Origin of the sequence: Micromonospora sp. URMC 106 (genome assembly GCF_051386395.1) — a bacterium.
Classification (GTDB): domain Bacteria; phylum Actinomycetota; class Actinomycetes; order Mycobacteriales; family Micromonosporaceae; genus Micromonospora.
Window position 1 is genome coordinate 49081 of record NZ_JBPQTP010000018.1, and the last position, 12951, is coordinate 62031.

Here is a 12951-nt window from a genome sequence, read left to right on the forward strand (position 1 = left end):
CCGGCGGCGCCCGGATCGGCCCGACCGGTCCGGGCGCCCGCCCCGCCGGCTTGACCGGGCCGGGCGCATCGACCCCGCTGGCTTGACCGGGCCGGGCGCATCGACCCCGCCGGCTGACCGGACCGGGGCTCGCTCCGTCACGGACCGAGCCGGGCCGGCGCGGCCGGGCTCGGCCGCCCGCCCCCGGCCGGGCCGGGCGCGCCGGTCAGCGCCGGGCGGAGCGGCGGCGGAGCAGCAGGCCCGCCGCGAGGGCGGCCAGGGCCACCACGCCACCGAGCGCCCACAGCCAGCCCCGCCCGGCCGAGCCCTCGCTCCGCCCGGCCGCCGGGACCGCGGCCGCCGTCGTGCCACCGCCCGTCGGCGCGGGCGCGGCGGAGGTGGGCCCGACGGAGCCGGACGGCGACGGCGGCGGCGTGGTCGGACCGGTCGACGGGGGCGGTTCGGCGGGGGTGCCGGTGGTCAGGGTGAACCGCACCTCGCCGGAGACCGGGTGCCCGTCGCTGGACGCCAACCGGTAGCCGACGACGTACAGCCCCGCCCGGCCCGGCTTGAACGGGACGCTCACCCGGGAGCCGGAGAAGGTCGGCGCGCCGCCGAGCGCGACCACGTTGTCCGGCCCGGTGACTGTGATCTTCGTCGTGCCCGGATCCGGCTTCGCCAGGAACCGGAGCTCGATCCGGGCCGGCGCCTGGGCCACTCGGGCGCCGTTGCGCGGATCGCTGCCGGTCAGCGAGTTGTGCGCGGCGGCCGGCGCGGCCGGCAGCGCCAACGACACACCGAGCGCCACGCCGACCACCACTGGCCAGGTACGCGCCACGCGTGGGACCCTGCCCCCCATGAACCCCTCCGTAAAGGTACGATCCGCCCGCTGATCAACGGCTGCCGCTCATTAGTCGGGCCGGGATCGCAGATAGTTCCAATTACTGTTCCACGAGCTGCAACCGATCGACGTTCTGCGGAGTCTTGAGAGTGGCACCCGGTGTGCGGGTTCGGTCACTCCGTCGGCCAATCAACGCGTGACCTGCAGCAAAGCCATCCATCGAACGGGGCGAGGAGGCGGCGATGGTCCGGACGATGCGGCGACTGGTCGCGGTGCTGACGGGCGGGCTCGCGGCGACGGTCCTGTCGCTCGGCCTCACGACAGCGGCGAAGGCGGCGCCGAAGCCGCCGCCGGCGGGTGTGGAGATCACCGGCGAAGGGCTGGCCGAGCCGCTGCGGTTGCGCGCCGACGCCCATCCGGCCCACGTGCTGGCGATCATCGACCAGGTCAACTTCCTCGGCCGCACCGGGCAGGCCAGCGGACCGAAGGCGGCCGACCTCGGTCCGAAGTACACGGTCGTGGTGTTCGCCGGGGACGTCCCGAAGCAGACGTACGACCTCTACCCGAAGGCGGTCGGCGGGCCGCGGGTCTACCGGCCGGCCAAGCAGCCGGACGCCCGCAGGACCGCGGCCGGGTGGTTCCTCGGCCGGCTCACCATGTCCGAGACGCTCCGCACCGCGGGCGTGCCGCTGGAGCGGCAGTTCGACACGGTCAGCGGCGGCGTCGGCGGCGGCGAGCGGGTCATCCCGGAGGACGCGCTCAACCCGGCGAAGGACATCGACGAGGCCCTCGGCGAGCTGCAGCGGCTGCTGCTGCTCAACGTGGCGGTGGTGCTGGTGATCACGTCCGGTCTCGCCGGGATCGCGCTGCTGGTCCGCCGCCGCACCCGCTGACGGGCCGTCCGGGACCGCCCGGTCAGATCTCCAGGACGACCTTGCCGCGCACGTGCCCCGCCGCCACCAGGCGGTGCGCGTCGGCGGCCTGCGCCAGCGGGAACGTCCGTGCCACGTGGACGGTCAGCCGCCCGGCGTCGACCAGCCCGCCGAGCACGCTCAGGTCCGCCGTCGACGGCTTGACGAACACGTAGCTGCCGCCCAGCCGGGAGACGTGCTCGGGGTCGGCTGTGGAGATCAGCCGGGCGGGCCGGGTCAGCAGCTCGGCCGAGACGTCGAGCGACTCGCCGCCGAAGAGGTCGAGCGCGACGTCGATCCCGTGCGGCGCGAGTGCGCGGACGCGGTCGGCCAGGCCGTCGCCGTACGCGACCGGCTCGGCGCCCAGGGCGCGGACGAAGTCGTGGTTGTCCGGGCCGGCGGTGCCGATCACGCGGTCGGCGCCGAGCGCGCGGGCGATCTGGACGGCGAGGTGGCCCACCCCGCCGGACGCGCCGTGCACCAGCACCGTGTCGCCGGCGCCCGTGCGGGCCAACTGGAGCGCCTGGTACGCGGTGAGCCCGGCCAGCGGCAGGCCGCCCGCCTCCGCCCAGGACGCCTGCACCGGCTTGTCCGCCAGCGCCCGCTCCGGCGCCGGCACGAACTCGGCGTACGTGCCGTGCTGGATGTGGTCGCGCCGGACGTAGCCGATGACCTCGTCGCCCACCACGAACCCGCTCACCGCCGGGCCGACCGCCGCCACCACCCCGGCGGCGTCCCAGCCGGGGACGAGCGGGAAGTGGCTCGGGAAGGCGCCGGCCAGGTGCCCCTCGCGCACCTTCCAGTCGACCGGGTTGACCCCGGCCGCCCGGACCCGCACCAGGACCGTGTCCGGGCCGACGGGCGGGGTGGGAAGATCCCGGAGAGTCAGCAGGTCGGCCGGGCCGTACGCGTCGATCGCGATCGCCTTCACACCGACCACGCTAGCGGCCCGAGGGCGCGCCCGTGGTCAGCACCAGCGGCGTGGCGGTCGCTCCCGGCGGACGGCACGCTGCCGGGGGCGGACCGGGCCGTGCCGGTGCGCGCCGGCCCAGCCGGGCAGGTCGCTGCGGCAGCCCTGCGTCTCCGCCGGCTCGGCCTCGCCGGGCAGGGCCTCCTCGGCGGCGCGCTGCCGGGGCACCGGGACGTCCTCGTCGGCGCGCTCCGGCACGCGACCGGAGGGCTCCGGCGCGTGCGCCGGGAACCCGCCGGGCAGTCGACGGTGGTGCTTGGCGGCCGCCTGCTGCTCGTGGTGGCCCGTCCGGCAGGGCTCACCCTGGGCGCAGCCGTGCTCGGCCTCCCCGTGCGCCATCCGGTCTCCTCACGCTCGCCACGCCCGCCGGGGTCGCCCCGACGTGCCCTGCCACCGTACTGGCCGGCACCGACGGGCCGTGCAGCCGGACCCGGGGTCGGCGCCACGCCCGGCGCGACAAGATCGTCACCCGGGCCGGCGGAGCGGGGCGGCGTACATCTTTCGGCGGGGGTGGGGCGGGCCGGGGTCATCCACGGGTCGGAGCCCGGCCACCGGCGGGTGTGGTGGGATCGGGGCCATGCGAGCGCCGACGTGGCTCGGGCCCGGCACCGCCGGCCGGGACCTGCTGCTCGCCGCCGCGTCCCTGGCCGGCGGCGTGGTGATGTACGGCCTGGGCACGCAGCCGCAGCTGTCCTGGCAGCCGGGGGCGCCCGAGCCGCTGTTCCTGCTGCCGCTCGCGGCGACCTGCGTGGCGGTGGGCCTGCGCCGGGTGGCCACCCGGACCAGCCTGGCGCTCGGCACGGTGGCGGTGGTCGCCGACCTCGCGATGGGCGGCTCGCTGGCCACCGTGCTCGTCTACACGCAGGTGCTCTACGACGCGTGCGTGTTCGGTTCGGCGCGGACCTGGCGGTGGCTGCTGCGGGTCATGGTCGGGCTGAGCGTGCTCGGCACGGCGGCGGGGATGCTGCTGACCGGTGACTGGCGGGGCGTCGGTTTCGGGGCGCCGGTGGTGCTGGCCGGGGTGCTGCCGGTGCTGACCGGGATCAGCGTGCGGCAGTACCGGGACCAGGCGGCGGCCGAGCGGGCCCGGGCCGAGCAGACCGCGCGGCTGGTGGAGCTGGACCGGCGGCAGGCGGTGAGCGCGGAACGGGCCCGCATGGCCCGGGAGCTGCACGACGTGATCGCCAACCACCTGAGCGCGGTGGCCATCCACGCCACGGCCGCGCTCTCCGTGCCGGGCCTCGACCGGGCCCAGGTCCAGTCGGCGCTGCGGGTGATCCGGGAGAACAGCGTGCAGGGCCTGGCCGAGATGCGGCAGATGATCGGCCTGCTGCGGGAGCCGGCGGAGGGCGGGGAGGTCGTCGACGCGACGGACGAGTCGACCCGGGCGCGGTTGAGCGAGGTGGACGGGCTGGTCGACCGGGCCCGCGCCGCCGGGCTGGCGGTCCGGGTGACCCGGCGCGGCGAGCCCCGCTCCCTGCCGGTGGGGGTGGACCTGGCCGCGTACCGCATCGTGCAGGAGTCGCTGACCAACGCGCTCAAGCACGGCGCCGGCGAGGCCGACCTGCTGGTCGCGTACGAGCCGGCGGGGGTGGTGGTGGGCGTGGAGAACCCGGTGGGCACCGGCGGTGGCGCGCCGACCGGCGCGGGCGCCGGCCTGATCGGGATGCGGGAGCGGGCGGTGCTGCTCGACGGCCGGTTCTCCGCCGGCCCGGCACAGGGCCGCTGGCGGGTACGGGTGGAGCTGCCGACGCGGCAGGCGACGTGAGGCGACGGGACGTGTCATGGCCGAGGTGATCCGGGTGCTGCTCGCCGACGACCAGCCGGCGGTGCGGGCGGGGCTGGCGCTGATCCTGGCCGGCGCGCCCGGCGTGGCCGTGGTGGGCGAGGCCGACGACGGCGCGGAGGCCGTCCGGCTCTGCCGCGAGCTGCGGCCGGACGTGGCGGTCATGGACGTGCGGATGCCCCGGCTGGACGGCATCTCGGCCACCCGGGAGATCGTCGCCGACCGGCTCGCCGACGTGCTGGTGCTCACCACCTTCGACCTCGACGAATACGTCTTCGGGGCACTGCGGGCCGGCGCGGCCGGCTTCGTGCTGAAGGACACCGACGCCGAGGGGCTGGTGGCGGCGGTGCGGACGGTGGCCCGGGGCGAGGGGTTCATCGCCCCGGCGGTCACCCGCCGCCTGATCACCGCGTTCGCGGCGACCGCGCCGGCCGCCTCCGGGGTGACCCGGGCGGCGGTGGCGGCGCTGACCCCCCGCGAGCGCGACGTGCTGGCCTGTCTCGGGCTCGGGCTGTCCAACCAGCAGATCGCCGACCGGCTGGCGATGGCGGAGAGCACCACCAAGACGCACGTCAGCCGGATCCTCGCCAAGCTCGACCTGCGCAGCCGGGTGCAGGCCGCCATCCTGGCCCAGGAGCTGGGGCTGCCCGCTCCCCCGCCCGCCTGATCCGACCCCGCCCGGCGTGAAGGTCCAGGTCGCGGCGTGTCAGGCTGGAGCGGTGAGCGAGCCGGGCGGTACGGAGCTGTCGGCCACGCTGCGCCGGATCGAGCGGGCGGCGGGGGCGCTGGCCACCGCCAGCGTGGCCCGGATGGACGAGACCCTGCCCTGGTTCCGCGACCTGCCGGCCGACCACCGCTCCTGGGTGATGCTGGTGGCCCAGGCCGGCGCCCGGTCGCTGGTGCAGTGGCTGCGCGACGGCGGCGGCACGGCGGACAGCACCCAGGAGGTCTCCGACGAGGTCTTCGCCACCGCGCCGCAGGCGCTGGCCCGCTCGATCAGCCTCCAGCAGACGGTGGCGCTGATCAAGGTGATGATCGACGTCGTCGAGGAGCAGGTCGCCCACCTGGCCGCGCCGGGCGAGGAGCAGCAGTTGCGCGAGGCGGTGCTGCGGTTCTCCCGGGAGATCGCCTTCGCCGCCGCGCGGGTGTACGCGCGGGCCGCCGAGTCCCGCGGCTCGTGGGACGCCCGGTTGCAGGCGTTGCTGGTGGACGCGCTGCTGCGGGGCGACTCACCGGACGTGCTGGCCAGCCGGGCGGCGGCGCTCGGCTGGGCGGACGCCCCGCCGGTGGCGGTGGCGGTGGGCCGCTCCCCCGGCGGCGAGGTATCCGCCGTGCTGCACACCGTGCACCGGCAGGCCCGGCGCATCGGCACGGAGGTGATCGGCGGGGTGCACGGCGACCGGCTGGTCATCGTGCTCGGGGGCGCGGCCGATCCCGTCGCGGCCACCGGCAAGCTGCTGGGCGCGTTCGGGGACGGGCCGGTGGTGGTCGGCCCGGCCGTGCCGAGCCTGGACGAGGCGACCGAGTCGGCGCGGGCCGCGCTGGCCGGTTTCCGGGCCGCGCCCGCCTGGCCGACCGCGCCCCGGCCGGTGCCGGCGGGCGAGCTGCTGCCGGAGCGGGCCCTGGCCGGTGACGCGGAGGCGCGCCGGCGGCTGCGGCACGACGTCTACGCGGCGCTCGTGCGGGCCGGCGGGGAGCTGCTGGAGACCCTGGACGCGTTCTTCGCGGCCGGCGGCACGCTGGAGAGCGCCGCGCGCTCCCTCTTCGTGCACCCGAACACGGTGCGCTACCGGCTGCGGCGGGTCGCGGACGTGACCGGCTTCTCGCCGCTCGCCGCGCGCGACGCGTTCGCGCTCCAGGTGGCGCTCACCGTCGGCCGGCTCGACCCGGTGGTCCCGGTGGTCCCAACCCAGACATTGGCCCCAGCAGTCCGGAAAACATCACAGTCAGGTGACGATCACCGCCGATTTTTGTAGGATCCCTCCAAAGGTTCTAGTGCGGTTTGGTTGAGCGCGGCACAGCGCTACCCACGCGTATCCGGGAGAGTCATAGACGTGCTCGCCGTACTCTCTCCCGGCCAGGGTTCCCAGAAACCCGGCTTCCTGACTCCCTGGCTCGACCTGACCGGCGCCGAGGCGCGGCTGCGCTGGTGGTCGGCGCTGGCCGGGGTCGACCTGGTGCACCTCGGCACCGCGGCCGACGCCGACGAGATCCGGGACACCGCCCGCACCCAGCCGCTGCTGGTCGCGGCGGCGCTGCTCGCCGCCGAGCACCTGCCGATGCACGACGTCACGCTCACGGCCGGCCACAGCGTCGGCGAGCTGGGCGCGGCGGCGCTCGCCGGGGTGCTCCCGGCCGAGGCCGCGATCACCCTCGCCGGCGTACGCGGCCGCGAGATGGCCGCCGCCTGCGCGCTGGAGCCGACCGGGATGGCCGCCGTGCTGGGCGGGGACCCGGACGAGGTGCTCGCCACGATCTCCGCGCACGGGCTGCACCCGGCCAACCGCAACGGCGCCGGCCAGTTCGTCGCCGCCGGCGCGGTCGCGGGGCTGGAGAAGCTCGCCGCCGAGCCGCCGGCCAGGGCCCGGGTGATCCGCCTCAAGGTGGCCGGCGCCTTCCACACCCCGTACATGGCCCCCGCCGAGGCCGCGCTCGCCGCCGTCGCGGCGGGGATCACCCCCGCCGACCCGGCCCGGATCCTGCTGTCCAACATCGACGGCGCCGCGGTCGACCACGGGCGCGAGATGGTGCAGCGCCTGGTCCGGCAGGTCACCGCGCCGGTGCGCTGGGACCTCTGCATGCGCACGCTGGCCGATCTCGGGGTGACCGGCGTGATCGAGCTGCCCCCGGCCGGCACCCTCGCGGGCCTGGTCAAGCGGGAGCTCAAGGACGCCGGCCTGCCGGAGATCGTCACCCTGAACACCCCGGACGACCTGCCCGCCGCGCGGGACCTGATCGCCCGGCACGGCATGGCGCCGAGCCACGAGCCGACCATGCAGTTCCGCGTGGTGGTGGCCCCGTCGGCCGGCACCTTCGAGCCGGCGGAGGGCCTCGCCGAGGGCGAGACGCTCGACGCGGGGCAGGTCGTCGGTCACATCGTCACCCGGCAGGGCCCGGTCGAGGTGACCGCGCACGCCAGCGGGGTGCTCACGGAGTGGCTCGCCCACCACGACGACCCGGTCGCGCCGGGCCAGCCGCTCGTTCGCATCGGAGGTCACGCATGACCGGCAGTCGGATCCTCGCCATGGGGCACTACCAGCCCTCCCGGGTGGTCACCAACGACGAGATCGCGCAGCTGGTGGAGACCAGCGACGAGTGGATCCGCGACCGGGTCGGCATCGTCACCCGGCGGATCGCCGACGGTGAGTCGGTCACCGACATGGCCGCCGCCGCGGCCGGCAAGGCGCTGGCCAACGCCGGCCTCACCGCCGCCGACATCGACCTGGTCGTGGTGGCCACCTGCAGCGCCGTCGACCGCAGCCCGAACGTGGCCTGCCGGGTCGCCGCCCGGCTCGGCATCACCGCGCCCGGGGCGTACGACATCAACACCGCCTGCTCCGGCTTCGCCTACGCGCTCGGCACGGTGGACCACGCCATCCGGGCCGGCGCCTCGCGCAACGCGCTCGTCATCGGCGCGGAGAAGCTCTCCGACATCACCGACTGGACGGACCGCTCGACCTGCATCATCTTCGCCGACGGCGCCGGCGCCGCCGTGGTGACGGCCACCGCCGAGGACGAGCCCGCCGGCATCGGCCCGGTGGTCTGGGGCTCGGCCCCGGAGAAGAGCGACGCGGTACGCATCGAGGGCTGGCGGCCCTACATCCAGCAGGAGGGGCAGTCGGTCTTCCGCTGGGCCACCACCGAGCTGGCGCCGCTGGCCCGGCAGGCGTGCGAGCGCGCCGGGGTGGACCCGTCCGAGCTGGCCGCCTTCGTGCCGCACCAGGCCAACGCCCGGATCATCGACGGCATCGTCAAGCGGCTCGGCATCCCGGACGCGATCATCGCCAAGGACATCGTCGAGTCCGGCAACACCTCGGCGGCGAGCGTGCCGCTGGCCCTGTCCAAGCTGGTCGAGCGGCGGGAGGTGCCCTCGGGCGCCCCGGTGCTGCTCTTCGGCTTCGGCGGTGGCCTGACCTACGCCGGTCAGGTCGTCCGCTGCCCCTGAAGCCCCTCCGGCGCGCCAGCGCCGGGGAGTGACGGCCGGCGTCGTCGGCCGTCGAGTGAAACCGATGAGAGGAACCAACCGCAAATGACCCGTGACGAGATCACCGCCGGCCTCGCCGAGATCCTCGAAGAGGTTGCCGGGGTGAACCCGGACGACGTGGCCGAGGGGAAGTCCTTCACCGACGACCTGGACGTCGACTCGCTCTCCATGGTGGAGGTCGTGGTGGCGGCCGAGGAGAAGTTCGGCGTCAAGATCCCGGACAACGAGGTGCAGAACCTGAAGACCGTCGGGGACGCCGTCAGCTACATCGAGGCGCAGTCCTGATCATGGCGCACACCGACGTCGTCGTCACCGGGCTCGGCGCGACCACCCCGCTGGGCGGGGACGTCGCGTCGACCTGGGACGCCATGCTCGCCGGCCGCTCCGGGGTGAGTGCGCTCACCTCGGAGTGGGCCGAGCAACTGCCGGTCCGGATCGCCGCCCAGCTCGCGGTGGAGCCCACCGGTCTGCTCGACCGGGTCAAGCTGCGCCGGCTGGACCGTTCCGAGGCGATCGCGATCATCGCGGCGCAGCAGGCCTGGGCCGACGCCGGCCTGGCCGACTCCGGGCTGGACCCGGACCGGCTGGGCGTCAGCGTCGGATCGGGCATCGGCGGCGCGCTGACGCTGCTCGCCCAGGACGACATCCTGGAGGCGTCCGGGCCGCGGCGGGTCTCCCCGCACACCATCCCGATGCTGATGCCGAACGGCCCCGCCGCCTGGGTGGGGCTGGAGCTCGGCGCGAGGGCGGGGGTGCACTCCGTGGCCAGCGCCTGCGCGACCGGCGCGGAGGCGATCGCGCTCGGCCTGGACATGATCCGCGCCGGCCGCGCCGACGTGGTGGTGGCCGGCGGCACCGAGGCGGTCATCCACCAGCTGCCGATCGCCGGCTTCAGCTCGATGCGGGCGATGTCGACCCGCAACGACGAGCCGGAGCGGGCCTCCCGGCCGTGGGACAAGGGCCGCGACGGTTTCGTGCTCGGCGAGGGCGCCGGCATCGTGGTGCTGGAGCGCGCGGAGCACGCCGCCGCCCGGGGCGCCCGGGTCTACGCCCGGCTGGCCGGCGCCGGGATCACCTCCGACGGCTACGACATCGTCCAGCCGCACCCGGAGGGGGAGGGCGCGATCCGGGCGATCGCGAAGGCGATCGCGGACGCGGGCGTGGCGAAGCAGGACATCGTGCACGTCAACGCGCACGCCACGTCGACCCCGGTCGGCGACATCGCCGAGATCACCGCGCTGCGGGCCGCGCTGGGCGACCACCCGGTGCTGAGCGCGACGAAGTCGATGACCGGGCACCTGCTGGGCGCGGCGGGGGCACTGGAGTCGATCGCCACCGTCCTGGCGATCCGCGACGGTGTCGTACCCCCGACGATCAACCTCGACGACCCGGACGACGGCCTCACCCTGGACGTGGCCGCCCACAAGGCGCGCCACATGGACATCCCCGCCGCGCTGAACAACTCGTTCGGCTTCGGCGGCCACAATGTGGCTCTCGTCTTCACGCGGGCCTGAGACCACAGCCTTGGAGGCGCACGTGACGACCACCGCCGTTGGCGCGGACACATCATCCGTCGTGGACCATCGGGATCCGGAGTTGCGGCTGCGGGCCCTGTTCGACGCCGGTTCGCTGCGGCTGTCGTCGCCGCGGGACACGTCCGGCGTGCTCTGGGCGCGGGGCGAGATCGAGGGCACCCCGGTGATCGCGTACGCCACCGACGCCACGAAGATGGGCGGCGCGATGGGCACCGAGGGGTGCCGGCACGTCGTCGACGCGATCGACGCCGCCGTGCGGGAGCGGGTGCCGGTGCTCGGCCTGTGGCACTCCGGTGGGGCGCGGCTGGCCGAGGGCGTGGTCGCGCTCGACGCCGTCGGCCAGGTGTTCGCCGCGATGGTGCGCGCCTCGGGGCGGGTGCCGCAGATTTCGGTGGTGCTCGGCCCGGCGGCCGGCGGCGCCGCGTACGGGCCGGCGCTGACCGACATCGTGGTGATGAGCGGCGCGGGGCGGATCTTCGTCACCGGCCCCGAGGTGGTGCGCAGCGTCACCGGCGAGCAGGTCGACATGGAACGCCTGGGCGGGCCGGAGCCGCACGGCCGCCGTTCCGGCGTCGTCCACGTGACCTGCAAGGACGACGAGTCGGCCCTGGGCGAGGCGCGTAAGCTCGCCGCGCTGCTGGGCCGGCAGGGCCGCCTGTCGCCGGACGACGTGACCGACGACGACGGGCACGACCTGGCCGCGAAGATGCCCGCCGAGACCAACCGCGCCTACGACGTCAAGCCGGTGGTCAAGGCGCTGCTGGACGCCCCCGGGGTGGAGTTGCACGCCAAGTGGGCCCCGAACGTGGTGACCACCCTGGGCCGCTTCGCCGGCCGCACGGTCGGGGTGATCGCGAACAACCCGCTGCGCCTGGGTGGCTGCCTGGACGCCTCCAGCGCCGAGAAGGCGGCCCGGTTCGTGCGGATGTGCGACTCGCTCGGCGTGCCGCTGATCGTGCTGGTCGACGTGCCCGGCTACCTGCCCGGCCTGGGCCAGGAGTGGGACGGCGTGGTGCGCCGCGGCGCGAAGCTGCTGCACGCCTTCGCCGAGGCAGTGGTGCCGCGGGTGACCCTGGTGACCCGCAAGGCGTACGGCGGGGCGTACATCGCGATGAACTCCCGCTCCCTCGGCGCGACCGCCGTGTTCGCCTGGCCGAACGCGGAGGTCGCGGTGATGGGCGCCAGCGCGGCGGTGAACATCCTGCACCGCAAGAAGCTGGCCGCCGTCCCGGCCGAGGAGCGGGAGGCGCTGCGCGCCCAGCTGATCGAGGAACAGACCCGCGTCGCCGGCGGCGTCAACCGTGCCCTCGAGATCGGCGTGGTCGACGACGTCATCACGCCCGCCGAGACCCGCCGACGGATCGCCGAGGCGCTCGCCGCCGCCCCGGCGGCCCGGGGCGCGCACGGCAACATCCCGCTGTAGTCGCACCTACCGTCGAGGGGCCCGCGCTCACCGAGCGCGGGCCCCTCGCGTCACTCAGCCACGGTTGCGGGGGTGCTGCCGGGCGGTCCGCTCGTTGCCCCGGCGGTAGTTGCCGGTCCACCGGGCCATCACGAGCTGCGGGTCGTCGCCGACCTCGGCGAGGAACTCCGCCGCCCGACCGCCGCGCAGCGTGCCCGCCGCCCGCCCGTGATGGGTGATCACCACCGTGCCGTCCGGCCGCTCGGCGTACGCGAATCCCTGTGCCGTTCCCATGGCGCAGAGGATGCCAGGCGCGGCGGGCGACCGCGAGCCCGTATCCGGGTTGACTCTCCAGCGGCTGGAGACAGGAGGCTCTTCGACGTGGACGACCGCACCGACCTGTTCACCATCGGGCAGCTCGCCCGCCGGACCGCCCTGTCGGTCCGGACCATCCGCTTCTGGTCCGACCTCGACCTGCTGCCGCCAACCGCCCGGTCGGCCGGCGGGTACCGGCTCTACGACGCGGCGGCCGTGGCCCGGCTGGACCTCGTCCGCAGCCTGCGGGAGCTGGGGATCGGCCTGGACGACGTCCGCCGGATCCTGCAGCGGCGGACCAGCGTCCGGGAGGTGGCGCAGGCGCACGCCCGCGCCCTGGACGCGGAGATCCGGGCGCTGCGGCTGCGCCGGGCGGTGCTGCGGTCGGTCGCCCGACGTGGCAGCACGACCGAGGAGTTGAGACTGATGAACGACCTGGCCCGCCTCTCCGCCCGGGAGCGGCAGCAGATCATCGACGACTTCGTCGCCGAGGTGTTCGCCGGCGTGGAGCCCGGCCCCGGCGGCGACGGGCTGGCCCGGGCGATGCGGGCGCTCCCCGCCGACCTGCCCGACGAGCCCACCGACGAGGAGGTGGACGCCTGGGTCGAGCTGGCCGAGCTGGTCGCCGACCCGGACTTCCGCCAGCGGGTCCGCGCGATGGCGGTGGCCGGGGCCGGGGGCACCGCGACGCCGCCCCCGCAGCCGATGTCCTCGATCGAGTCGGCGCGCGCCGCGCTCGCGGCCGGCATCGCACCGGACTCGGCAGAGGCGCGGGCGGTGCTCGACGAGATGGTCGATCCCGGGCTGTCCCGGAACGAGCGGCTGGCGCTCGCGGACGACATCGAGGCGTTCACCGACCGGCGGGTGGAGCGGTACTGGCAGCTGATCGGGGTGCTCAACCGGCGGCCGCCCTTCCCGCCCGCGGTGCCCGCCGCGGAGTGGCTGATCGCCGCCCTGCGCGCGGCCCCCTAGGTGAACCGGGTCGACGCGGGCTGTCCGCCCCGCTTC

13 protein-coding genes and 1 pseudogene are annotated in these 12951 nt (G+C 75.7%); 10 read left to right on the plus strand and 4 right to left on the minus strand.

Annotated features, from left to right (window positions below):
• Nucleotides 1-205: 205 nt before the first annotated feature.
• Complete coding sequence (locus ACSNOB_RS08945) at nucleotides 206-817, minus strand: copper resistance CopC family protein (RefSeq protein ID WP_436686101.1); 612 nt, start codon at nucleotides 815-817, stop codon at nucleotides 206-208.
• A gap of 245 nt (nucleotides 818-1062) precedes the next feature.
• Between ACSNOB_RS08945 and ACSNOB_RS08950 the strand changes: the two genes are divergently transcribed.
• Nucleotides 1063-1713: a hypothetical protein gene (locus ACSNOB_RS08950; RefSeq protein WP_436686102.1), complete on the plus strand. Its 651-nt coding sequence runs from the start codon at nucleotides 1063-1065 to the stop codon at nucleotides 1711-1713.
• 22 nt (nucleotides 1714-1735) lie between these two features.
• Here the strand turns inward: ACSNOB_RS08950 and ACSNOB_RS08955 are convergent, their stop codons facing one another.
• Together ACSNOB_RS08955 and ACSNOB_RS08960 are read right to left on the minus strand one after the other, a co-directional pair.
• Complete coding sequence (locus ACSNOB_RS08955; protein ID WP_436686103.1) at nucleotides 1736-2662, minus strand: NADP-dependent oxidoreductase; 927 nt, start codon at nucleotides 2660-2662, stop codon at nucleotides 1736-1738.
• A 36-nt stretch (nucleotides 2663-2698) separates the two neighbouring features.
• Nucleotides 2699-3040, minus strand: coding sequence for a hypothetical protein (locus ACSNOB_RS08960; protein WP_436686104.1), 342 nt, complete (start codon nucleotides 3038-3040; stop codon nucleotides 2699-2701).
• Nucleotides 3041-3278: 238 nt separating this feature from the next.
• Between ACSNOB_RS08960 and ACSNOB_RS08965 the strand changes: the two genes are divergently transcribed.
• From ACSNOB_RS08965 to ACSNOB_RS09000, 8 genes and pseudogenes are all read left to right on the plus strand, one after another.
• Nucleotides 3279-4469 (plus strand): sensor histidine kinase, encoded by a 1191-nt coding sequence (locus ACSNOB_RS08965; RefSeq protein WP_436686105.1) that lies wholly within the window; start codon nucleotides 3279-3281, stop codon nucleotides 4467-4469.
• 16 nt (nucleotides 4470-4485) lie between these two features.
• Nucleotides 4486-5154, plus strand: coding sequence for a response regulator (locus ACSNOB_RS08970; protein ID WP_436686106.1), 669 nt, complete (start codon nucleotides 4486-4488; stop codon nucleotides 5152-5154).
• A 25-nt stretch (nucleotides 5155-5179) separates the two neighbouring features.
• A pseudogene (locus tag ACSNOB_RS08975) lies at nucleotides 5180-6463 on the plus strand (PucR family transcriptional regulator); the annotation flags it as partial.
• 78 nt (nucleotides 6464-6541) lie between these two features.
• Nucleotides 6542-7711, plus strand: coding sequence for an acyltransferase domain-containing protein (locus ACSNOB_RS08980; RefSeq protein WP_436686107.1), 1170 nt, complete (start codon nucleotides 6542-6544; stop codon nucleotides 7709-7711).
• Nucleotides 7708-8652, plus strand: coding sequence for a beta-ketoacyl-ACP synthase III (locus ACSNOB_RS08985; RefSeq protein ID WP_393103090.1), 945 nt, complete (start codon nucleotides 7708-7710; stop codon nucleotides 8650-8652). Before ACSNOB_RS08980 ends, ACSNOB_RS08985 begins: the two co-directional genes overlap by 4 nt.
• 84 nt (nucleotides 8653-8736) lie before the next feature.
• Nucleotides 8737-8976, plus strand: a complete 240-nt coding sequence (locus ACSNOB_RS08990) for an acyl carrier protein (protein ID WP_007072348.1) — start codon at nucleotides 8737-8739, stop codon at nucleotides 8974-8976.
• Nucleotides 8977-8978: 2 nt separating this feature from the next.
• A complete protein-coding gene (gene fabF, locus ACSNOB_RS08995; protein WP_436686109.1) occupies nucleotides 8979-10205 on the plus strand; it encodes a beta-ketoacyl-ACP synthase II in 1227 nt (408 codons plus the stop codon).
• 61 nt (nucleotides 10206-10266) lie between these two features.
• The gene (locus tag ACSNOB_RS09000) at nucleotides 10267-11649 is read left to right on the plus strand and encodes an acyl-CoA carboxylase subunit beta (RefSeq protein WP_436686110.1); all 1383 of its coding nucleotides are present in this window, start codon (nucleotides 10267-10269) and stop codon (nucleotides 11647-11649) included.
• A gap of 54 nt (nucleotides 11650-11703) precedes the next feature.
• Here the strand turns inward: ACSNOB_RS09000 and ACSNOB_RS09005 are convergent, their stop codons facing one another.
• Nucleotides 11704-11922: a hypothetical protein gene (locus ACSNOB_RS09005; RefSeq protein ID WP_436686111.1), complete on the minus strand. Its 219-nt coding sequence runs from the start codon at nucleotides 11920-11922 to the stop codon at nucleotides 11704-11706.
• 87 nt (nucleotides 11923-12009) lie between these two features.
• Between ACSNOB_RS09005 and ACSNOB_RS09010 the strand changes: the two genes are divergently transcribed.
• On the plus strand, nucleotides 12010-12915 hold the full coding sequence (locus tag ACSNOB_RS09010) for a MerR family transcriptional regulator (protein WP_436686113.1): 906 nt from the start codon (nucleotides 12010-12012) through the stop codon (nucleotides 12913-12915).
• Nucleotides 12916-12951: the final 36 nt, after the last annotated feature.